24 protein-coding genes and 1 pseudogene are annotated in these 22,734 nt (G+C 43.2%); 2 read left to right on the top strand and 23 right to left on the bottom strand.

Annotated features, from left to right (window positions below; all coding sequences use genetic code 11):
- Positions 1 to 126: 126 nt before the first annotated feature.
- A pseudogene (locus CIK96_RS13430) lies at positions 127 to 279 on the top strand (nucleotidyltransferase domain-containing protein); the annotation flags it as partial.
- Positions 280 to 290: 11 nt separating this feature from the next.
- Positions 291 to 1,040: a nucleoside phosphorylase gene (locus CIK96_RS01895; protein WP_006743466.1), complete on the top strand. Its 750-nt coding sequence runs from the start codon at positions 291 to 293 to the stop codon at positions 1,038 to 1,040.
- A 268-nt stretch (positions 1,041 to 1,308) separates the two neighbouring features.
- Here CIK96_RS01895 and CIK96_RS01890 read toward each other — a convergent pair whose 3' ends face one another.
- The 23 genes from CIK96_RS01890 to CIK96_RS01775 form a co-directional block, all read right to left on the bottom strand.
- Positions 1,309 to 1,926 carry a hypothetical protein gene (locus tag CIK96_RS01890; protein WP_005812828.1) on the bottom strand — a complete coding sequence of 206 codons (618 nt, stop codon included), beginning with the start codon at positions 1,924 to 1,926 and terminating at the stop codon, positions 1,309 to 1,311.
- A gap of 17 nt (positions 1,927 to 1,943) precedes the next feature.
- Positions 1,944 to 3,182, bottom strand: a complete 1,239-nt coding sequence (locus tag CIK96_RS01885; protein WP_006743467.1) for a hypothetical protein — start codon at positions 3,180 to 3,182, stop codon at positions 1,944 to 1,946.
- Positions 3,179 to 3,577 (bottom strand): hypothetical protein, encoded by a 399-nt coding sequence (locus CIK96_RS01880; protein ID WP_005812832.1) that lies wholly within the window; start codon positions 3,575 to 3,577, stop codon positions 3,179 to 3,181. Before CIK96_RS01880 ends, CIK96_RS01885 begins: the two co-directional genes overlap by 4 nt.
- A 288-nt stretch (positions 3,578 to 3,865) precedes the next feature.
- Entirely contained in the window at positions 3,866 to 4,693 is an 828-nt protein-coding gene (locus CIK96_RS01875) for a hypothetical protein (protein ID WP_005812835.1), read from the bottom strand.
- 67 nt (positions 4,694 to 4,760) lie between these two features.
- Entirely contained in the window at positions 4,761 to 6,011 is a 1,251-nt protein-coding gene (locus CIK96_RS01870) for a site-specific integrase (RefSeq protein ID WP_006743468.1), read from the bottom strand.
- Positions 6,012 to 6,048: 37 nt separating this feature from the next.
- The gene (locus CIK96_RS01865; RefSeq protein ID WP_008655120.1) at positions 6,049 to 6,372 is read right to left on the bottom strand and encodes a hypothetical protein; all 324 of its coding nucleotides are present in this window, start codon (positions 6,370 to 6,372) and stop codon (positions 6,049 to 6,051) included.
- Between the two features lie 3 nt (positions 6,373 to 6,375).
- On the bottom strand, positions 6,376 to 6,696 hold the full coding sequence (locus CIK96_RS01860; protein ID WP_006743470.1) for a helix-turn-helix domain-containing protein: 321 nt from the start codon (positions 6,694 to 6,696) through the stop codon (positions 6,376 to 6,378).
- 148 nt (positions 6,697 to 6,844) lie between these two features.
- The gene (locus tag CIK96_RS01855) at positions 6,845 to 8,107 is read right to left on the bottom strand and encodes a site-specific integrase (RefSeq protein WP_006743471.1); all 1,263 of its coding nucleotides are present in this window, start codon (positions 8,105 to 8,107) and stop codon (positions 6,845 to 6,847) included.
- A 123-nt stretch (positions 8,108 to 8,230) separates the two neighbouring features.
- Positions 8,231 to 9,403, bottom strand: coding sequence for a site-specific integrase (locus tag CIK96_RS01850; RefSeq protein ID WP_094439307.1), 1,173 nt, complete (start codon positions 9,401 to 9,403; stop codon positions 8,231 to 8,233).
- A 194-nt stretch (positions 9,404 to 9,597) separates the two neighbouring features.
- A complete protein-coding gene (locus CIK96_RS01840; RefSeq protein ID WP_094439305.1) occupies positions 9,598 to 10,005 on the bottom strand; it encodes a DUF4134 family protein in 408 nt (135 codons plus the stop codon).
- Between the two features lie 90 nt (positions 10,006 to 10,095).
- A complete protein-coding gene (locus tag CIK96_RS01835) occupies positions 10,096 to 10,443 on the bottom strand; it encodes a DUF4134 domain-containing protein (RefSeq protein WP_034536820.1) in 348 nt (115 codons plus the stop codon).
- Positions 10,424 to 10,903: a hypothetical protein gene (locus CIK96_RS01830; RefSeq protein WP_094439303.1), complete on the bottom strand. Its 480-nt coding sequence runs from the start codon at positions 10,901 to 10,903 to the stop codon at positions 10,424 to 10,426. The genes CIK96_RS01835 and CIK96_RS01830 overlap by 20 nt, the downstream gene beginning before the upstream one ends.
- A gap of 274 nt (positions 10,904 to 11,177) precedes the next feature.
- On the bottom strand, positions 11,178 to 12,125 hold the full coding sequence (locus CIK96_RS01825) for a toprim domain-containing protein (protein ID WP_094439301.1): 948 nt from the start codon (positions 12,123 to 12,125) through the stop codon (positions 11,178 to 11,180).
- A 67-nt stretch (positions 12,126 to 12,192) separates the two neighbouring features.
- The gene (locus CIK96_RS01820; RefSeq protein WP_094381232.1) at positions 12,193 to 13,311 is read right to left on the bottom strand and encodes an AAA family ATPase; all 1,119 of its coding nucleotides are present in this window, start codon (positions 13,309 to 13,311) and stop codon (positions 12,193 to 12,195) included.
- Positions 13,312 to 13,436: 125 nt separating this feature from the next.
- Positions 13,437 to 13,775 (bottom strand): helix-turn-helix domain-containing protein, encoded by a 339-nt coding sequence (locus tag CIK96_RS01815; protein WP_094436074.1) that lies wholly within the window; start codon positions 13,773 to 13,775, stop codon positions 13,437 to 13,439.
- A gap of 171 nt (positions 13,776 to 13,946) precedes the next feature.
- Positions 13,947 to 14,549, bottom strand: coding sequence for a hypothetical protein (locus CIK96_RS01810; protein ID WP_254047050.1), 603 nt, complete (start codon positions 14,547 to 14,549; stop codon positions 13,947 to 13,949).
- Positions 14,550 to 14,952: 403 nt separating this feature from the next.
- Positions 14,953 to 15,336 (bottom strand): helix-turn-helix domain-containing protein, encoded by a 384-nt coding sequence (locus tag CIK96_RS01805; protein ID WP_094439297.1) that lies wholly within the window; start codon positions 15,334 to 15,336, stop codon positions 14,953 to 14,955.
- Positions 15,336 to 16,031: a hypothetical protein gene (locus CIK96_RS01800; protein WP_094439295.1), complete on the bottom strand. Its 696-nt coding sequence runs from the start codon at positions 16,029 to 16,031 to the stop codon at positions 15,336 to 15,338. Before CIK96_RS01800 ends, CIK96_RS01805 begins: the two co-directional genes overlap by 1 nt.
- Before the next feature lie 142 nt (positions 16,032 to 16,173).
- The gene (locus tag CIK96_RS01795; protein WP_371592309.1) at positions 16,174 to 17,277 is read right to left on the bottom strand and encodes a tyrosine-type recombinase/integrase; all 1,104 of its coding nucleotides are present in this window, start codon (positions 17,275 to 17,277) and stop codon (positions 16,174 to 16,176) included.
- A gap of 183 nt (positions 17,278 to 17,460) precedes the next feature.
- Complete coding sequence (locus CIK96_RS01790; RefSeq protein ID WP_256387589.1) at positions 17,461 to 18,915, bottom strand: helix-turn-helix domain-containing protein; 1,455 nt, start codon at positions 18,913 to 18,915, stop codon at positions 17,461 to 17,463.
- Between the two features lie 388 nt (positions 18,916 to 19,303).
- On the bottom strand, positions 19,304 to 20,656 hold the full coding sequence (gene mnmE, locus CIK96_RS01785; protein ID WP_094439289.1) for a tRNA uridine-5-carboxymethylaminomethyl(34) synthesis GTPase MnmE: 1,353 nt from the start codon (positions 20,654 to 20,656) through the stop codon (positions 19,304 to 19,306).
- Positions 20,657 to 21,529 carry a nucleoside phosphorylase gene (locus tag CIK96_RS01780; RefSeq protein ID WP_094439286.1) on the bottom strand — a complete coding sequence of 291 codons (873 nt, stop codon included), beginning with the start codon at positions 21,527 to 21,529 and terminating at the stop codon, positions 20,657 to 20,659.
- Positions 21,530 to 21,547: 18 nt separating this feature from the next.
- Positions 21,548 to 22,720 (bottom strand): hypothetical protein, encoded by a 1,173-nt coding sequence (locus CIK96_RS01775; protein WP_094439284.1) that lies wholly within the window; start codon positions 22,718 to 22,720, stop codon positions 21,548 to 21,550.
- Between the last annotated feature and the right edge of the window lie 14 nt (positions 22,721 to 22,734).

The following is a 22,734-nucleotide window of genomic DNA, read 5'->3' as shown; positions in this document are numbered from 1 at the left end:
TAACTTACAGATTGTAATTTTCTGCAAAGATAGTCATTTCTAACCCATAGAGTCATTTTTTGCTCGTATTTTGTCGCATATCAACCACTTACAACGATTGTTAATCGTTTTTAGTGGACACTAGTGATCGGGAATATTGAGGTAACATGCATAAACCCGGAGGCACAGGTACAGTTCCATCTTGGATATGAATACGATGAAAATGATGTCCACGACGTCCTGTTATTATGCAGAACTTTCAATCTTGAGATACCGGAGCAATATAAAACTCACATCTGATTCAATATGCTATGATTACTGATAGTTATGATATTGAAACTGAACCAATGATCAATCTGTTTGATTTCTACGGCAGACGTGGAGATTTTGCAGATATATGCCTGATAATATTCTCGAAGGAGATTCATCGGCATTTACTTGATTCCTACGAATCTGAAATTATTGCAACTATGCCGGCTTGCAATGGCGATACGCATATCTATAAAACAACTTATAAAGGAGTTACGATAACTTTCTACCTGTCAGGAATAGGTTCAGCAGTAGCATCCTCTCAATGTCATCTTGCAAGCTGGCTAACTGGAGCATCAAAGTTCATTATGTTCGGTTCCTGTGGCAGTCTTGACCGTACAACCACACAAGGTAGATTTATCATACCGACACAAAGTTACAGAGGGGACGGGTGTTCATATTATTTTGCAGCACCATCCGACTATATTGATATAGCCGCAAGCAAGGAACTTTCCATAATTTTCGACAAATTATCTGTACCATATATTACAGGTAAAATATGGACGACAGATTCGATGATCAGAGAAACAAAAGGACTTGTACGCAAACGTATGGAAGAAGGGTGCATCGCTGTAGAAATGGAATTGGCTGGAGTTCAATCTGTGTGCGACTTCTACAATTTGAAGTTGTATGCTTTTTTTGAAACAGGTGACATTTTGGATACAAATGGATATGAAGCCAAAGGCTTGAACAATGCCAACCATAGTTTAAACAAACTTTATATTGCTTTAGAAACGGCAACCTACATCTGAAGTATATCAGAATTGTAAATTCCCATTTAGCGGACTATATAAAAAGTATTCCATAACCATCTATACGTGGTTTACGGAATGCTTACTTTATAACAATTAGGTTTACACTCGTTTATTTTGACGGTGCAAAGTTACTCATGCTATCTGGCTCCCACAACGGGCAATAGTGCACATTTTCAAGAAAATGACGTTTTCAAGAAAAAAAATATCCCTACAAACTTAGACTATGCCAAGTTTCGTAGGGATTTTGGAGGGTATAAACATTAGATTACTTCGTCCAGTGGTAGTGACTGTCGAGCATCAGGAAGATAGCCAAGCCGAAAATAACGAGTCCAAGGACAAAGAAGAACCAGAAGAAATACTGCACATAGTGTCCGAGGTAGGTTCCGTCGTACTCCTTGTACCTTTCCTGAACCCTTCTACGTTCTTCATAAAACATTTGATTGACCTCACGGATATGCTTCTGCATCTGAGTGGTCATCCATTCATGTTGTTTGTCGAACATGTCCTGAATCTTCTTCCAGTCAACATCATCGACTCTGACTGAAACCTTCAACTTGGTTGGGGCATCCTTCAGAACATTGTCAATGTGGGTATTGATGGTGTCAACCTTACCACTGATAGTGTCAACGGCATTGCCAAGAGCAGTCTGAGCTGAATTGTACTTACGGATGGCAGACTCCAGTTGAAGAGTTGCATTGATCCAAGTGTTGGTCGCTTTGTCAATGTTCTCACTCAACTGCCTGAGTTCAGGCGCACGACTGACAACAGCATCCTCGGCATCATGCTCTTCAATCTCTTCCTGGACTTCGTTCATCATGTCATCGAAGTCAGGCTTCTGCTCGTCATCTTCGATGAGTTCTTCTACATGTTTTGTTCTTCTCATTGATATGTAGGATTTGTCTAACGGTGGAATGAACGTCTTTTCTGCGGTGGCTTGCACATGGCATGAGCCATCTGGAGGCAACGGCGAGCCCGCTCACGCTCGTCTTCGTCATCATCCTTACCCCAACCAGAGGAAGGAGCAGAACCACCACCGCCACAAGATTCGGACACGGTTGTTGCTGCATCAATCATATCAAGGAAGAGAAGCATACCTACATGAGAAATGTCCTCTCTTGATGCAGTCATATCAGAATCAGGAACCTGAACCTCATTGAGGAAGATGTCCTTGACCGTGTTCGGAATATAGATTCTCTTCATTTCACCGCTAACATTGACATTGAAGGCAGTCTTGGTAGCAACTGGCAATGGCTTAGAATTGGACTGGGTAGGTTTCGTTGTCTGAGCAACATGGCGAGCAGGGCGAGCCGGTGAAACGGAAGGTGAAGCAGGTCGCATCTTGACCTGAGTAGGCTTAGGATGCATCTTCTTCCATGTGGCTTCAAGCTGTGATACCATGAACTTTCGACCGATGGCAGAAGCCTTGAACACTGAGGCATTCTTGCCGATGGTGTAGCCCACAAGTTTGCAGTTAGTAGTGTCATACCTTGGATTGACCTCATAGCCTCTCATGCGAAGCATATCAAAGTAACGGTCAATGTCGAAACTATCCATCTTCTGAAGGGTATATTCGCAAAACTCCGCTATATCTTGTTGGCGCATTTCACGAACCTCCTGAGGTTGCTCCCAACCATGCCTTGCGTTGATAATTTCCGCAGCCCTTATTGCTCTGATGTGAACATCGTGAACATCGTTGGTCTTGCCGTCATTATCCACACGGCAACAGTCAAGATGCAGGTGAAGGGTTCCAGACTTGGAATCCCGATGCAAGGCAGCAACACTCATAGAATTGCGGAAATTGGTCTTGACCTTCTCCTTAAAGCCTTTGGGTAAAAGTCCGACTGAATCCAAAGCTTCCAATCCTTCATCAGCGAGGTTTGCCCAGTCATCCAAGGTATAGTTCTCTGACTCTTCCTTGGATGGGGAGAGTACAAACGTGGTCATGAAGCGTTCCAACTTTCGCCCAACAGTCCTGTCCTGTTGATGCAACTGGCAGTGATGCTTCATCCGATACCAGATTTCGGTGGCATCGAGATAGTCAGGCATGTGGTTCACCTTGACCACGGTTGCATCCTCCTTCTCCATTGCGTACCTTGCGGCATTGCCGCCATAGGCTACTGGTCTTGCGAGTATAATCATTCGTCTTCTTGAACTTTGGTCAGTACAGGAGAAGTAAGGTTGTCTTCAATGCTATACCAGTGTTTGATGAGTCGTTCAACGGCTTCAATCCACCACTTCATGAACTTTGGAGATCTGAACATCTTCTGCTTTTCCTCGGGTGAAGCATCGTGCAACTTACTGCGGACTTTTATCAAGTCGGTACGTGCCTCAGTCAGAGAGTTCAGGGCTTTGCTTTCCTCTGGAGTGAGTCGCTGACGTGGGTGATGCTTCTTGCCAGTCTCAACGAGATACTTGCCTATGCTCATACCACATTCCTTAGCGAGTTTTTTCAGTTCCTTCCAGTCCTTATCGGTACAGCGGAAGGAATGCACCCTTGTGGGTGTCTTCTTGATAATCTTCTTTTTCTTAGCCATATCTTTGAATATGATTAAAGGGATGAATATAAATCAGTAAAAAAGAAGGACATAGGTCTGCGAGCCTGCGAGTAGCCCGAGAAACTTTTAGGACTGCATAAATTTGGTCACAAATAATGTAGTACAAAAGGATTTCTCGAAAAGTACCTCTTAAAAATCGGTCCTTTTACCTGCTAAGTTCCCGTCAGGGCTTAGAAAGTCGTTTCGGCTTGCCGTGTTGTCCTGTATCGGTAAACGTCCTTTGGGATGGTTTGGCGGTGCAGGTCGCATTCCTGAGTCCTCAGACGGCTATTTGTTGCCGTTCTGGTTGTAGTAGCCGTTAGGCTTCTGATAGCCGTTGAAAGGCGGTCTTTGATTGCCGTTAGGCTGTTGTGGCTGCTGTCCTCCTTGCTGAGAAGGTATCTGCTCATGCTGCTTCCCTTCATTCTGCTTGCCATCGGCTTCACCTTGGGGAGAAGGGCTGTCAGCAGACTGCGGGGAATTGTTTTCAGGAGGTGATGGTGACTTGTTGCCATCTGCTCCAGACTTACCCACATTGCCACTATCATTAGATTGTGGTGATTGGTGCGACACATTGCCAGTTGTCTGAGGATTGTTGCCCTCGGCAGAGTCATTGGATTTGTCATCGGCAGAAGCAGAACCTTCCTTGTCCTTCTTCTTGTCATCAGGATCCTCAGTGATGATGACCTTGGAGGCAGGAACTTCCGCATGGATGATTGCCGTACTGTCGTTATTGCGCTTTAAGGCAAAGGCATTCGACACGAACTTGGCATCAACATACCAGCCTGAGAGACAATGAAGGGTGTAGATGCGGTTATCTTCCACTTCCTGAGAAGAGAAAATGCCCACAGCCTCCATAGCATCCAACAGCTTTGGAACCGTCTTGCGGTCTTTGTCCCAGAGTTTGGCAAGTTGGGTATTGTCAACCATAACTTGACCTGCCAAGATTTCTACTTGCTTGGTCTTGCTGATTTGCACAAGTTTTGGAACTGGCTCGGCAAGATCCACAAGCGACATGAAGCATTCCATACGGTCAATCTTGTACTTCTTGCTTCGAAGATGCTTCAACTGCTCTTCAGAGAAAGTGAAGCAACGATGTAATTTTTTATCGTCCATAGTCTATGATATTATTGAAATGTAACCGAATAAAGGGAAAAGGAATATGCCATCAAAAAGAAGAGAATCACTGGATAAGTTCAACCAGGGATTTCTTCATGTCATCATCAATGACTCGGTATCGGGCAAAAGCAACGCTGCCTTTGGCATGACCAGACATAGAAGCAACCAAATCAGGGTCTTTGACCATGCGGTAAAGATTACCGATAAAAGTCCTTCGTGCAAGATGAGAGGTAGCCACATCTGAGATTGGCTTCTTCTCTTCAAGCCGTGTCTTAGGGTTAATCACAGTGACAACACGATTTACCTTGGCACGCTTCAAGATTCTACGGATAGCATCGTTGAACTTGAAGTTATAATGCTTGGGGAAGATTGGTTCATCATCACCATGGTCATGGCCATCAAGGATAGCCATAGCCTTGGGGATAAGAGGAACCCTTACAACGTCACCTAACTTGCCCTTGGTCTTGATGGGGATATATTCCAGAACACCGTCAATAATGTTCTTGGGGGTGAAGGTCACAAGATCACTATGACGGCATCCGACCATACACTGAAACACGAACATATCACGATACTCAGCAAGTTCTGCATCATCCGTTAGGTCTGCATCCAGAACTTGGTCACGCTCCTGAATGGTCAGGAAATATGGAGTGCCATAGAGTGCCTTGGGCATGTCATAGCCAAAGAAGGGGTCATTGTTTGTGACTCCCTGCTTTCGTACCCAGTTGCAGACGGTACGCATCAAGGTCATGTTAGTGACGATGGTATTCATAGATATGTCATAGTCAGAAGACAGGAAATCCGCAAACACACGAAGATCATCGGCAGTCATGCTGTCAATGTTCATCGGGTGTTTGTGTTCATCCTCAAAACGAGTAACCTTGTCAATCAGGCATCGGGTGTTGCACTCCTGATGCTTGCCGAAATGCTTGTTCTGAAGGTACCTCTCTGCCCAGATGACAAAGGATTTGCTTACCGCCATGCCACTGCCCATGCAATAGGCATTGGGGTGGTGATAGGCAAATATCAGTCGTCTTAGCCAGTCGGAGTTTGCTCCGATATAGTATTCCCTGGTTATGATACCTGTAATCTCCTTGACCTGTGAGTCAAAGAGGTTTCTGGTATCGTCATCCACAAGATTGACACGGCTCTTGTAGCCCTGTCGTTCTTGGCTCCAGTGATTGGGATTGATCTGAAGTTCGCTTGCGCACTTGACATCAAGCCCTTTGTCACGGACACGGAAGTACACCGAAGCACGGCTGTCAAGGTCGTTCTTCGATGTATCTTTCTGACGTATGTAAGCGGTAACTCTCATTGATATGTCTATGATATGACAAAAGGGAAAGAAGAAACTATCTGCGGAAATGCAGGTGACGATGCTCGGGATAGTCCGAAGCAATGTCCTTCAGCTGCTGTTCAAGTCGCTCGTTCTGGTATGGAGTGAGCGCATGGATAGCCTTGATGCAGACACTCTGCACAAGCAGGGTTCGTCTGCCGATAGTGTTTTCTTGGTCAATGCCCTTGTTGGCATGTGAAATCTCGCACAGTTCATTGAAGGCATCCTTCATACTGTGATAGCCTGTGCCATCCTTGGCATAGGTAACGGCAAGGCTGGCTACCTGAGCCAGTTTGTCGTTGTACTGCTGTTGATTGAAATCCTGATTCATAATACTCATTGATTAGTGGTTGGCAAGTTCATTCAGCTTCTGGGCTGCTGCCTCCTTGGTCTCAGCCTCAGACATGCTGCGGTTCTGACGCATCCACTTCAGAAGTTCAGCCTTCTCAAAGTAGATGAGTTTGCCGTTTGGACGGAAGAAAGGAAGCTCATGACGATGGGTCATCTTGTAGAGACTGCTCTTTGATATACCCATGAAAAGGGCTGCTTCTTCAAGTGTCAATACCTCCTTGGCTGCGCTGAGAGTGTTCTCCAGAACCTCGATGCGATGCTCAAATGACTCTACCTTCAAAAGAAGAGTCTCGTTGTCAATAGTCTTATTCATAATCTTGATATTTAGTTGTTTACGTTATCCTGAATGCTTGGTTTTGAGATAGCAAGCCCCTAAGGGTAGCGGAAACCACTACCTTGAATCAGGGCACTGCTTTTGATGAAATGAAACTGGTTGTTATCCTGAATCGGCTCGTTAGCCGTTATTCGTTATCCTGTATATCTATGACCTTGCGAGGGTGCGTGTTGGTCGCTGCCGTTCGCTTGGTTCGTGGAATCTTCTTGTTCTCGGTGTGTGGCTTGCGACTCCTGAATACCGTCTTGGTATTGGAGATAGCCTTGACCTTTTCCTCAGTCAGCACGTCTGCATAGACTGCGGTTGATTTGAGCGACTTGTGACCCATGAGTTTCTTGGTGGTCTCGATGTCACCAGTAGCCGCTTGGATCAATGTGCCAAAGGTATGTCGGGAGGTATGGAAGGAGATTGTCTTCGTGATACCTACCTTCTTGGCTATTCGTTTGAGAGCTGCATCCACATTGGCATGGGCAGGAAGGTGGAAAACCTTGTCATCCTTCTTGGGTGGCATCCATGCTTCTGCGGTTGAGCAGATTGGGACGGCATTGAGTTCCTTGGTCTTCTTCTGGACGATTACAAGTGTGTTCGTTACCTCGTTCCTCATGATGTTTGACCATCGCAAAGCCCTTATGTCGCTGATGCGTAGTCCTGTAAGGCAAGCGAAGCCAAATGCCAACTGGGTTTCCCTGACTCCGTTAGTCTCTTCGGATGCCATGAAGAGTTTGAGTTCATCGGGTGTAAGGTACAGCTTGTGACCAGACTTTGGCTTGGAGATTGTGTCTTCCTTCTCCAACTGATAGAAGGGGTTTGCCTTCAACTTGCCAGTCTTGACTGCCTTGTTGAATACTGCGACAATGCGTTGCTGCATGTTCCGCAAACTGGCATTACTCAACGGCTTTGCCTTGACTCTCACATACTTCTGAGGTACATAGTCATTCTTCAGCCAAAGAAAGAATGCCTTGAACCATGTCTTATCGAACTTCATCAGAGTGATGTGCGGTCTGCGTTTGGCTTTCAGAAACTCCTTCATGCGTTCTTGAAGGTATTGAGTCTGCTCGACAGTCCTCTTGGAATATTCGGGATTGCCGTCCATCCACTCCATGTAAGTCTGGATCCAGTCAATGACTTCGGGTGAGTCATCGTTGGGAATGTCGGGTACAACCATCAAGTGACCTTTCTCGGGAATGGTCTCGGGATGAAGGACGCGCTCGGCACGAATCTCCTGCGCACGTTTCAAGGTAGCCTCGTTGCGTTCCTTTGTCTCTTGGTTAATCTCAGGGATTAGGTAGAGGGAAAGGAACTCAAACTTGCGCTTGCCATTCTCATAGATGTCAAGATACAGGCTCTTGTTGTCGTTTTCAAGGTCTTTTTGTCGAAGTGTGATGGTCATATCAATGATTGTTATAATTGGTTATACCACTGGGGTGAAACACCACCCTGGTTTATCAAAGGGGGTGATTTCAAGTCACCTCCCTTAACTCTTTGAAGGGGGGGTACTTTCAAAGTACATCCTTTACTTGAACATTCCATCAATGAGGTTGATGGCTTCCTCCTTCTTCTTATCTACGATTTTCGCATAGATTTCAGTGGTCTGAATGTTGGTGTGACCCATCAACTTGCTTGTGGTGAACAGGTCTGCGCCAAGTGTCAGCATCATTGTGCCGAAGGTGTGACGTGAACAGTGGAAACTGATGTGCTTCTCTACACCTGCTGCCTCTGCCCATTTGCGAAGGGCTCTGCCTATGACGGTCTGAGTAGTTGGTATATCAAAGAAGGGAGTTGTTATTCCCTTTGGTTTTGGTAACCAACGCTTTGCCTCTTCAGAGAGTGGGATGATGACAGGCTTCTCCGTCTTCTGCATTTCCATGTCAATATACTCGCCCTTGCCGTCAGGAGTCTTGAAAATGTGAATCGGTGCAAGTTTGTACATATCACTGAGTCGCAATCCAGTGAAACAAGCAAAGATGAAGGCTTGCTTGACCTCTGGGCGGTAACTGTCGGTTGCCATGAGGGCTTTAAGTTCCTCAATGGTAAGGTATTCCTTCTTGCCATCCTTTGGCTGAATGCGCTCCTTGGCATCCAGTTCCTTCATTGGATTGTTTCGGATAATACCTTGACGGACAGCATTGTTGAGAGTAGTCGAGAACATGCCGAGGTAACGGCTTGCCGTGTTCTGGCTGATAGGTCTTGGCTCAATGTACTTGCAGTGTGAGTTTGGGAAGGTGCGAAGGAACTTCACATACCCACGGCAGAAATCAGCATTGACCTCTTCAAGGGTGATGAAGGTCTGATTGGACTCTTCAAGATATTTCTCCACGGTGTGAAGCATTTCAACACGACAATGGAGGGTTGACTTCTTGGTGCTGACTCCACCTTCACAATACTTCTTGATCCATCCTGTCAAGAGTTGTGAACCCTGCTTGACGGTTTCCCAGTCTTGCATTCCGTGACCATGGAGAGCCTTGATGCGCTCTGCCTTGATACGTTCTGCGAGTGCCATCGTTTCCTTGTTCTGCTCCTTGCAGAGTGGATTGACCTCAGGAATGATATAGAGTTTCAGATACTCATACTTTCTGACTCCCTTCCAGTAGATGTCAAGATAGATACTCTTGTTGCCATCTGCGAGAGGTTTGAGACGAATCTTAATCGGCTCCTTCAGTTTGACTTGTTTCTTTGGTCTTGCCATGCTTGTTTATATTTTATTTTGGTAATTTACTCCCGAAAGAAGGGAAAATGAATTTTGCAGAGGGTCTGCGAGGGTTGGGCTTTTCGGATGCTGATATATCGTTTCTGCATCGTGATTATGCCTTTGAAAGCATGTGCAAAGATATGAAAATCAAGCCATATATGAGAAACAAATCAGAAACAAAAATCATTTTATTATATCTTTTTAAGAGTCGGTTGAGCAAGAATCGGAAAAATCAAAAAATCGCTTATTCGCTTGATACTAAGCACTTTATTTGTCACTTCCTTTCTTATCCTTTCCAACCAATTTTGGAGGACTAAGATATTCTTGACATCCTGCTCCTCGTTGTTCATGGCGATGTAAACCGAGATCGCACCGACCACAGCAACAACGCCAGCGATGGCATAACAGAGCTTCACGACGAAAGGCACGTACTTCGCAATCTCCTCCGTGACGGTTGCCAGAGCATCAGTGCCGGCAGTGTAATCACCAGCGGCGTTCTGGGCATAGGTGGCAATGGTGCCACAGAGGAGCATCAAGGCAAGCGTCTTCATTCGCTTGGCTCCAAACAGATTTTTCGCAATTGTTTTGATTTTCTTCATTTGCTTTCTTTTGATTTACTTAATTTGTTACTACACACAATTATCTCTCCTGCAGGTTGAGATGTCTTTGTTATCCTTAATCTTTTGTACCTATACTATGTTATATCCGAAGAAGGCAGGGAACAGGATGGTGGCACCTATCATGAAAAGGCATGCGCCGATAAGCATCATGATGGACTTGGTTACATCTCCTTCGCCTGTATTCATCTTTATATATATCTGTAGTGCGCCAATGATGGCAACTATGGCTGATATGGCATAAAGGAGATAAACCACGTAGAGCATCATGGTCACTGTGAAATCGTGGGCATTGCTAAGAGCATCAGCTCCCCAGCTGTAATCAACACCACCACATTTGGCAGATGCCGACATGGGCAAGAGGAGCATGATGCCTGCAATGGCAAACAATTGATTGTATTTACATCTTATCCCTGGCATTCTTCTTCTCTATTTTTCGTTTGTTATGCTTCTCGTTGAGATTCTGCATAAACTCATCAGCAAAGAAACTGCACTGAGCCTTGGGGTCGATATGCTCCAAGTGCGCATCATTCTCTTCATTGAGTTCCTGGCTTGTTACGGGCTGCTCCGTCTGGGACGGTTGTGGAGTTTCCTCAGCAACAGGAGGATTGACTACTACTGATTTGCCTGTTGGGTTCAAAACCCTAAGTCCATCCTCCGTAACCTGTTCTGTATAGGTGGGGACGCTTAAATCAGGGTCATCGCCGTGCTCTTCCACCGCAACAGGCTGCTCCTCGTTGGTCATGTCACTGACATCATAGGTCTCTTCTTCTGTACTTTTTTCACCTTTCTTTCCGTGGAGGTCTAAAGTGATCTGCACTGCGAAGTACACCACATAAGCAAAGGTTAGGACGAGTGCAAATATTACAAATCCTGACATTGTTCAATTTGATTTTTATGTTATCCAATATAATTATTATCATACTCGGAAGATAGACGCTTATCCTGTGTTATCCCGAAAATCAGTGCAAAGGAACATATAATTCAACGAACAAAGAAAAATTGCAGGGTTAAGCGTATCATACTTAACACACATTACAAAATAAGTATGATTTTCTTTGAATAATCATACTATAAGGAGCGGCTTTAATAAAAAAAGAGGCTCCGTTGAAGGAACCTCTCGAATAGTAGCATTGACAGTGGGGGAATATATGTTATACTGATTTCATAATACCGTTTATAACATCGTTGACATCCTTATAATTGGAATATCTGTGTGATTCATCAACGGTTTGACAACTATAGGCGTTTGTTATCCTTTGGGTGGCTTTAACACCTGCATCATCGTTGTCAAGGAAACAATGAATACATGTATAATCTGCAAGAAAAGGAGGCAGTAATTTTACGTTGCTGACAGAGTTGAGAACGATGTAGTCGCAGTCTTCTTCAACACATAAGTCAATATCCAACTGCCATTTCTTGACGCTGGCATAAGTCAACATGTCGAAAAGACCTTCAAAGACACAACAATGTGGGCATTGAGTGCCAAGTGGACGGACTATGGATATTGATTTTTTACCAATGCTCCTCTTGCTGTACTTGTTACGTGCTTCCATACCGCCTTCTATGTTCTCAAATGCAATGGCATAATAATGCTTATCATAGATGCTATAGTGAACTTCTTTACAGAACTCCTTTGCTACATCAAAGTCAACACGGCGTTGCAGGATATAATCTCGAAGATAAGGATGCGATAACTCAGCAATTAAATCGATTACAGTATGTGCATCCTTGTCTTCATCCCGACTCATTCTTTGGCCTTGCTTCCAGATCTCCTTTTCTTCTTGCTCTTTCATTCTTGCCAAAAAATCAGCTGCAAAATCAAGGTTGTGCTGTCGAATTTCGTTCTCCAGGAATGAAAGAACTTCATGGCTATTCCAGGTTGGGTTCATCTTCTGCACAAGGTTAATGATATTACCTCCTTGACCTTCGCCATAGTCATACCATAAGTTTTTGACAGGATTGACATTGAAAGAAGGAGATTGCTCTGACCTAAACGGGGACAGATACCAATAGTTTCCTTTGAAGACATGAGACCTATGGTAGCCTTGTGTTTCAAGGAACTGGATGATGCTTACAGATTTGATTTCGTCTATTGTCATTACTCTATGTATTTACGGGCAATCGTAGTTTATTATATATATACCCTTTAAACTTAAACTCATAAACTTATTTTTGAGGTCGAGGAATGGGGTGGTAGTGATAGCCGTCTTTACTCTTGGTTATCAGCTTACGCTCGTAGAATATCTTTAGCATTTCTTTTATTGCGTTATCCCCACGCTTGTAGCCTTCTTCCGCATAGGATGCACCAAGAGCCTTCACTAACTCAAGATACTTCTGTGGTGGCTCGTTGCCAAATACTTTCTGCAATACTCTTGTGTGAACATCGTCAGAAAGGGATGTGAGAGGTTTGTCTTTTGGCTTCACAACTGTAACATGATACCCCACATCAAGTACAGGTAGAGAATTGTCATCGATGTAAAACGCCCAGGAGGAGAACTCCTTGTCACGCATATGCATAGGCTTCACCTCACTGATATTGGCATCTTGCTTGTCTTTGCTAATAATCAGTACTGTCTCAGCCTTGTTCTCCAACTCTGTTCCTATATGGCCACGAGTGTTATTGTCATTCTTGTTCAGATGCAATACACAGTGTATATGCAGATTGTATTTGCTCGTCCATGCCATTAGCATTGTCATCACATCGGTGGATTCCTTAGCGTTGTTGATGTCATACATGAGGTCACGAAGACCATCTATAATGACAAGACCAACACCTTCAAAAGTTCTGAGAGCATAGTCAATGAGAGCAATACGTAGTGAGGGGGTGAACTCCCTGAGCCCATAGAATCTTATGCGTTTATCTTCCTTGTTCAAACTAAGACCTGCCAAGCGATAAATACGCTCAATCACATTATGACAGTGGAACTTACTTTGCTCGGTGTCAAAATATAGGATCATACGCTTCCCCTCTGGCAGACTTGCACGGTAGTTAAGTACAGTTGTATTAGTGACGGCAGCTGCTACCATTGCGGTGATATTGAAAGTCTTTTTGCTTTTTGCCTTTCCTGTTGATGCACTGAAATTGCCAAAGGTGGCAATGGTGCAATCTCCAACCCAGAGTATCTGAGGAGGGACGGGTGGCTTCTCAGAGGCTTTTATTTCTCCTTGCCTGAGATAACTGTCAAGTTCATTGTCGTTGAAACTGCTTTTACATAGCATTCCAACTTCAAGTGAACCTGTTTCTGGTTCATCTTTGTCCCCTTTACTGTTTCTTCCTCTTGCCATTATTTTGTCTGTTTTGTTGCTTACACTTTGATGGGTCTATAACAACCTCGGATTTTTCCAGAAGGGCAGTCAGCTGGACATCAGAATAAATCCTGGTCATGTTCTTCTTTCGGCCTTTCATCTAATTAGTCTTTTGCTGGTTCTTTCCTTTCAAACGAACAGTGGTTAGAGCGCATCCATCTCACTATCTCTTTCCGGTCAAAATAGATTGTCTTGCCCTTGGGCTTATAATGCGGAATCTCCATGTTCATCGTGAGCTTATATATCTGCGACTGTGAAACGCCAAGATATTCTGCGAGTTCAGTGGTTGTGAGCATTTCCTTAGTGATATACAAACTGTTTTCAATCTTTTTCAAACGCTCTTCAAGCACTTCAGGCTCGACAGCTTTGAGCTCACGGACTGTGATTTCTAACAACTCCACGCGTTTTGCGAGAATCTCTATGTCAATTTTCTTGTTTGCCATAATTACATGTATTAAATATTAGACAATGAGGGAGCTACCCCCGAAACGGAATCGATTCGGCGGCAAAGTTACCCTTTATATGTCGGCGGCAACTGACTATCCTCCTGACAGTTCTTTTTGTCAGGAGGATTGAAAGGGGAATTTGCTTTCAGTTGCTTACTTTAGTTTATTTCATTGCATTTCTTTCAGTTGATTTACAAGATTTGAATAAGCTTCATTTGGAAACGGTTGTGTTGATGCCCTAAGTTCTGTCAGGCGTGAACTAATTGCACCACGAGATGATGGCTTCATGGTTTTCTGAGGTGAAAGCAACTTGTTGTCTGCTATGAGTGATACCCAATTATGGGGAATCATCTTTTGCATTGAGAGAGCAAACATGAATTGAAGTACATGACGCATGTTCTGGACAACAAGGGGACGCTTCAACTTGCATCTGAAAAACAAATCCACAGTTCTTTCATCAACTGTATCAACAAAGAAATTCGACTCATTGGCGAATTGCGTGATGAGTCGAATCTGATTTTCATTGAAAGTTGCTAAGGAATGTGGAGTTTCTACCACATATTCAATGTGGTTGAATGAATGAACCATTTCTAAGAAATCTTTCTTTCCAAACTCTGGCAACTTGAAGAATTTTTCTACCAAATCCTTTCTTGTTGTAAGCAGCTCATAAATGCTGAAAAGATTCCTGAAATGGTTGCGGATTGATTCTTCTTCCTGAGAGAAAACGGGAAGATGATAACTGATAAAGTCGTTAACATAGCGGTCATACAACTTGCTGTCATTAACGATTCCCGACTGGTACTGCTCGTATGCAGCACGAAAGAGTGTCCAAAGTTCTTCTTTGGAAGGCTCATTCTCTTGTTCTGGGCAATGATTAGAACACTGCAAACACAAAGAGAGAGAGCACAGAGGAGTTTTTCTTCTGACTCATATTACTTTTTGTTATTGAAAAAATATATAATAAAAGTCCGCATGAAAGGGCGGACGAATACATGTTATCTCTGCTTGTAAACGATATATATAGTGTCATATTAGTGCAAAATTACAATATTACGGTGCAGTCTATTTGCACAGCTTGATAAATATTATATGTTACAATCATTTTGGGATATAAAATGAAAAATCTACATCAGAAAGTCCAATGTAGATTTCAATTGTAAGATGATATGGAAGATTATTTTCTTCTATTCGGTCGTTGGCGCAAGAGTTGATTTATCTCATCAGGAGTCATAGGAGTCTCGGTCTTGCATCCAGATTCCAGCCATTTAATAAGGTCGTCTTTGAAGAAAGTGTATTTCTTGCCTTTCTTGTTGACAGGAATCTGGCCATTTTGGATGTACAGGTACATGGTGGATTTCTTGATTTTGAGAAAATCACATGCCTCCTTCACATCCATAGGTATATGTTGTGAGGTTGATGGTTTATTGGTCTGCCGGATCTCTTCACGCAAGACATCAATAGATTGTTCAAGCAAATCACATTTCCTGAGAATATTGGCCATTGCTCTTGGAATGTCATTAAAAGTTATCTCTTCGTACTCCATATAGTATTCTTCCATTAGTTATGATAGTGAAATTTGTAATCGTTGTTGTCGGGCACATCAATGCCAATAACACACTTACCTCTTTGTCTAAGTGTTCTTCTCATGCTTTCAATCTCAACGTCCTGAAGTTCTTGGGGGAAGCATTGCTTGATAAAAGTCGCTCTCTTTTGCCCACTCCAACCAAGTCTCTCACCGATGTTCCATGCATAGTGTCTAATATCGAGAGTGTTGAGTTTACCATTTGTATAAACAGGAATAATACAAGAATCTGGTACCTCATATAGTTTGATATTCTGGTTTAGTATTTCCAAGTTATCGTCAGTCATGTAGGGTGAGAAAACTGCATAAGTGTATTCTGAGACAGCATCAAAGATAGCACTTTTCCTGCTTTGCTGTTTAGCAATATAACGTTCACGCATTATCGTGACCTTATCTGTTTCATGAGAGTTGATCCCAGGATTGATGCTATTGTTGATGACAATATCCCTAATGGCCTGAGATTTGAAGATACTGAAAACTGTGCATACACAGATAACACATATACAATAATAGAATATCATCGGCAAAGAAAAGAATACCTTCTCTGTCTGAGAGGTATGGCTCAGGTTTGTAATCGCTCCAAGAATTGTTGGAGCGATTACAACCAAAGCAGCGGTTACGAGGTTTGAAATGAGAAGAATCAAAAAGTTCTCTTTTAGCTTTTTTATCATTGCAACTGTACTTTTTTCGAGTTTTATGAATGCAAAGTTAGAGAGAAATCTTCTATTTACTACTATTTAGCACCAACAAAATGACCGCCTTAAACACTATTTATATTTCTCTGTTTCAGCGTTTTACATAGTGGTTTTGCTTTCACTTTTTTGATTTGTTTATATCTTCTTTTCGGTTAGTTTCTGTTTGATTATTTTCACTTTCTGTTGTTTGTAATCCGTCTTTCACATTCGTTAACGTAATTCTGTTGGCTGCTTCGCGTGTTTTGGGGTCTGCATGTGATGCGTATATCTGTGTTGTGCTCACATTCTTATGATTGAGCAGATGCTGTACTGTATAGATGTCTGTACCCATTTCGAGCTGCAATGAAGCATAAGTATGGCGGAAGCAATGAAAGGTGATGTGCTTGGTGATTCCAGATGCTTTAAGCCATTGCTGCATTACTCCGTAGGTCATAGACCTGCTGAAACCTTCAAATACGTATTCATCAGTAGTTTTGGGCATGATAAGTGCATAAGCATCTTCTCCAATAGGAACCTTTGTTTGTCTCTTTGTTTTCACACATTCAAAATCCAGATAGTGCCCACCATCTGCATAGCTACAAACATTATTCCATTTGAGGTTGAGTATATCACTGATACGCAGTCCGCTCAGACAGGAGAACAGAGCAGCTTTCCGAACAACAGGCTCAGAGCATTCTGTGTTATAAAGTCTCCTGACCTCTTCCAATGAGAGACTTTGCTTTACAGGCGGCGTACAAGGTATGTTATCTAACAGACTTGCAATATCGTCGGTAAAACGTCTTTCACGATAAGCCTTTGTCAAGACTTGCTTGAATATATTCCAATAGGCGGAAGCCGTGTTTCTTGATAAAGGCTTATTGACAATGTTTCTACCTCTTGACGATACTTTGGTATCAAGAAGATATTCCTTATACTTGTTACAGTACACCACATCAAGCATCTCAAAAGTACATTTGCCCTTGCAAAACTTCTCGAATTGTTTATACGCAGCATCACATTTTGCAAAGTTCCTGTTCACCATTTCTTTGAAATAGATCAGAAAATCTTCTTTAAGCCTGTCTTGATTAAAGAAGTCGTACTTCTCGTTAATTACATCAATGAACACTCTACAACGGATGGCTTCTGCCTTTGAGAGGATGATTTCATTGTACTGCTTCTGCTGGGCATTGATTGGATTGGCATAGATATACAAGCCAAGTGAGCGACGACGAATTAACTCCATCGTCTCAGGGTCTCTGTACCCGGGCCAGAAGTCCAGGAACAGGGATTTGGTTCCGTTGCGCCTATCTCGCATTCGGAGTTTGACAGATTTACATACTTGCATATTGTTTTATTATTATTTGTTTTTGATGCAAAATTCCTAAATGATACAATGTTGACCTCAGTAAAGAGAAAGTAAATCGTACTAATCAAGAGTAATTGATAGTAAATCGTCTTTTGATAGACGTTTTTCCATCAATCTGTCGAACTCTTCTTTTCTGAAATATATGCATTTCTTCTTCTTTACTTTAGTGATTTTATAGCGTTTTACATAATAATGAACTATATCTTTTGATAAATGATACTTCTTCATTGCCTCCTCGACAGTGTAATATCGTTCGCGACCATCAAAATCTCCATTTTTCACTTGTTCGATATGCTGTTTAGAATAGTAGGTAGTACCATACTCCACCTTTGCGGGAATTTGATGGCGGTAGATAAAGGAGCGTACAGCTTCTGCTGTCATCTTATATGTTGAACGCATCTCTTCCGGTGTAATCCAGTCTGTAATTTCTGAATAGTTGTTCTTCAAATTATACAGCACATCTATGGCTTTCTTCTCATAGAAGTTGAATCCTTTGAGTGCAATCTTTGGCGTTTTATGCTCCCTGGTCATTACACCTACATGTTTAACTCCCACCTTGAACATCTCTGCAACCTCTTCAGTTGAATAATAGCCATCTGGGGTTGGTGGGCATTTCTTCTCCTGGTGTTGAGCTTGGAAAACAAGTTTTTCGTCTCCGTCTGACTTTTCTGCTACTTTTGCATTTGCCATTCGTTCACGCATGACTTTATCAAAGTCTGTACGGAATATCATCGTAAACTTTCCACGTTTTTCCGTTCTGACATCAAAATGCTTCAAGGTGTAACTTACTTGGTCTTTTGATATGCCATATTTTTCCATAGCCTCTTCATAGGTACTCCAGTCCGGATCAATACTATCATCCTTGCGTTTGATACAGTCAATATGCACCTTGGAGTAGAAAGCTTTCCCGTTACGGTTTACTCTTGGAACTTTGTGACGCATCACAAAAGTGATAACAGCTGTCCTTGTCATATTATACATATCCATGATTTGGTCAGCAGTGTAATAATTATCAATGTCTATCTCTTCAAGGAGATCCGCAAAATGTGCGTCAATAGCTTTCTTGCTAAAGAAGGTGTTGCGTCCTTCGTATATCTTGGGGATGCCCAGACGGTCACAACGCCCCCATATAGCCTTACGACCGATATTGTACTTCTCCATGATTTCCCGGAGAGTATAGTATTCCTGTTCCTCCTTTCTCTGATAACGTCTTTTCCGATAGGGAGTGGCATCATCAAACACACGTTCAATGTCTGAGTATCTCACAAAGGTCTTATTTCTTATCTTTACAGCTTTGATTAAGCCTGTCTGGAAATAACGATACACTGTGGGAAGACTGACATTGAATAGAACGCTCACGTCCTCGGGGGATAAAAATGCCTTATCACGCAGAGAGTTATTTCTCTCAGCGTTTCGAAGAGATTCGGCATTTTCCTTCTCCCTTTTTTTCTTTTCTGCCTCGCGTCTCCGAAATGCGACACGTTCACACCCTCGACAGCAGTACTTGACCGACATTTTGGAAGCAACGAACTCTTTTCCGCATACTCCACATTCTTTAATTATCTCCATTTTTCGTTTGCAATTCTGATGTTTTTTGATGGAAAAGACCCCCGATTTTGTCTCAGTCTTTATCACATATTTTCAGTATTTCTCACGAGTGCCCTACATAGCGGTTGTGACGGATAATGGAGGATTCTCAGTATTTCTCACGAGGTGTCCTACATAGCGTTTTGCTATTCCATTTGTTCGCACGATTGAAACGCAGGAACGAAATTTGAGCCAAAGTTACCTCGAAAAACTGGTATCAACAAATTACAAATGGAAAGTGTTAAAACGAAAAAAGCCACCAAAATGGTGGCTTATAAGCAGTTACAAAAACGTTTTGCAAGTATTGTCAGGCGGTCTATTTACCGATGCAGAAGTGCTGGAAGATATTGCCGAGTACTTCGTTGGGAGTGATTTGGCCTTGTCCGGTGATTTCTGCCAAGTCGGAAAGGACGAGGCGGAGGTCTTCAGCAATGAGGTCACCAGACAGTTGGTTGTTAAGTCCTGCGATGACGCGGCTCAGATTGTTTTGGGCATGGAGTAATGCCTCATAGTGTCGTGCATTGGTGATGATGATATCCGACTCTTTTATTTCGGGAATCTGGGCTGCTTCATAGATGAGGCTTTCCAGCGCTTCTATGTTAATGCCGAACTTGGCGCTAACGGCTATATGCGGGAAGCGTGAGGCATCTTCTGACAAGGTAATGGCTTGTTGGTCGGACTTATTGCAGACGAGAATCAAGGCCTTGTTGTTGATGTGGTTCATCATGTCTTCGAACTCTTCTTGGGAGGGTATGGCGTCGATGAGCCAGAGTACAATACGAGCTTTGTCTATGGTTTGATAGGTGCGCTCGATACCTATCTGTTCAACAGCATCGTTGGTTTGGCGGATGCCAGCAGTATCAATAAAACGAAACTGTACTCCATTGATGGTCATCACGTCTTCAATGGTATCGCGTGTTGTTCCGTGGATATCGGAAACGATAGCACGTTCTTCTTTCAACAGTTTATTGAGTAATGTGGATTTTCCTACATTGGTTTTTCCGACAATGGCCACCGGTATGCCTTGTTTGATAGCCTGTCCCATTTGAAACGATGTTGCCAACTTTTGAATATGACTCTCAATATGTTGGGCGAGTTGCAGTAATTCGGTACGGTCGGCAAATTCCAAGTCTTCGTGGTCAGAGAAATCGAGTTCGAGTTCCAGTAGTGAAGTCAGTCGTAGCAGTTGTTCGCGCAGCTTTGACAATTCATTGGAGATACCTCCCCGCAGTTGGCTCATGGCCAAGTGGTGTGTTGCTTTGTTGTTTGCCGCGATAAGGTCAGCTACAGCTTCTGCTTGTGAGAGGTCGAGTTTTCCGTTAAGGTAGGCTCGTTGTGTATATTCGCCCGGTTGTGCTATGCGGCATCCTTGCGCAACAAGCAGTTCTATGACTTTGTTGATGATATACTGGCTTCCGTGGCATGATATTTCTGCACTTTCCTCTCCTGTGTAAGAGTGAGGTGCTCGGAATACGGAAACGAGGACTTCATCTATGACTTCATCATGGTTGACGATATGTCCATAGACGATAGAGTTAGCCTGCGCCTTTGTAAGGTCATGGGTGAAAATATGGGAAAGAATCTCAAGAGTTTCTGCTCCTGAGATTCTGATTATTCCTAAAGCGCCTCCCGTCTTAGTGGCGAGCGCGCAGATTGTGTCGTTTTGCATTTATATTCTGTCGAGTACTTTTTCGATAAGTGTGTCGATGGAGTTTTTGTATTCAGTATTCATCTTTTGTGCATAGCGGTTGGCGATGACCATGCAGCAGGTCATGGCTTTATGTCCGAGCAACGACGATAGTCCTGCTAATGCACTCGACTCCATCTCGAAGTTACATATTTTTCTGCCATCGTATTCGAAGGCTTCAACTTTTTCGTTTTGTGTGGGATCTGCCAAGGGGATGCGTAGTTGTCTGCCTTGTGGTCCGTAGAATCCTCCACAGGCGATAGTATATCCGCGTACCATGTCATCTTGTGCGATACGGTCGATAAGTTCTTCATCGGCTTGTGCCACGTATGGTGCGCCCAATAGTGGATTCCAGTTCATGTGTTGTTTGAACGCTTCTTCCATTTTAAGGTCACACACATTGTTTCGTCCGCCATAGAAGTTGAGCAGTCCATCGAAACCGATGCTCTTTACCGATGCAACAAATGTGCCTGTAGGTGTGAAGGGTTGGAGACCTCCACAGGTTCCGATGCGTACGAGTGTCAGGGTGCGATGCTCTTCTCTCTCTTCTCGTGTTTTGTAGTCGATATTAGCCAACGAGTCGAGTTCGTTAACCACGATGTCTATGTTATCGCATCCAATACCTGTTGATTGTACTGTGATGCGTTTTCCTTTATAGTTGCCTGTGATGGTATGAAACTCTCTGCTGCTCACTTCACATTCTTTAGTATCGAAGTGGTTAGCCACAGTATTTACTCTTCCGGGGTCACCCACAAGGATGACCTTATCTGCCAGTTGTTCGGGGCGTAGATGTAGATGGAAGCATGATCCATCGTTGTTGATAATCAGTTCTGATTCTGGGAATTTTCTTTTCATAGGTTTTCTCCTTTCTTCTTATTTTTGAGTATTTCTAAGAGTAATGTTTTCTTCGTTTCTGATTATTTTTTCGAGGTTGTGGATCTCTATATGTATTTGATGCTGTTGTTGTTCTGTAGCAATGATTTCGGGCGCCATTTCCCGTTTCTCATCAGCCGTTGCACCACTATAATACTCTCTAACCCGTTCGATGGCTTGCTGGAGTGCAGTCTGTTGAGACCGCAATTTTACCAGTTGCAGGTAGCGTTGTGCATTACCTTTCGCTTTGAAATCAGACAGTTTGTGATAATCCACATCATCGTTGATGACGAAGGTGAATTCTTCATTATCTGTATTTTTCTTTTGTCTTGCCTTGGCTTTTTCAAGTCGTTCGAGCGCTTGGTCTATATCAGGCGACACCCATGTTTCTGTGATGTCGGTAATTCGTGCGAAGTTTGTGATCTGTTCTTTGGAATAGGTTTCTGGGTCGTAGGTCTGTCTGACGTCTGATGGTACGAAAGTATAGATACACACTTTGCCATCTTCCTGTCCTCGGTCTGTGGCAAACCAACCGATACGATCATATTCGTCGATAACCATCATATAGTCGTTTGCTTCAGAATTGAAAGGCATTCCGATATTCTCTGGTGTCAGAAATCTGTCTTCTTCCGTATCGTATGTTGTCACGAAGATATCGTAACCTCCTAAGCTTTCGTCACCTTCTGCTGCGAAGTATAGGGTAACGCCGTCAGGCATCATAAAGGGATAATTGACGTGGAAGAATTGTTTTGCATCGTTGACGCCTTGCAGCAATCTTGGTTTAGTCCATTTATTGCCTTCTTTGTCGCTTTCATAGAGATTGATAATTCCATCTTCGTCTTCTTGTGACAGGATGCATTGGTTACCAATGGCATTAAGATAGACATAGGCATTAGGTTGTTGCTGGGTGTTGAAGAAATGACTGTAGGAGTCGATGTGTCCTTCTTCTGGATTGAGATAATAGTGTTGTAGGAAGTCGTTTTTATCGACCACAATACTATCGATGACCATGATGCGTTGTGTCGCCATGGTCATTCTGTCAAGCCGTTCTTGCCATGCTGCCACCTCAGGAGACACCTGTGTCTTGTGGTGGGGTGTCTGCTTACGTTTCTGTGCTGCTCCAATGATTGTTATCATGAGCATCAGGATGATAGTCAGGCTGCGTAGTTTCATATGTGGCTTTTTCT

The sequence above is a fragment of the Prevotella sp. P4-98 genome, from assembly GCF_002251405.1.
GTDB lineage: Bacteria > Bacteroidota > Bacteroidia > Bacteroidales > Bacteroidaceae > Prevotella.
This window is presented reverse-complemented; position numbering and strand designations above follow the sequence as displayed.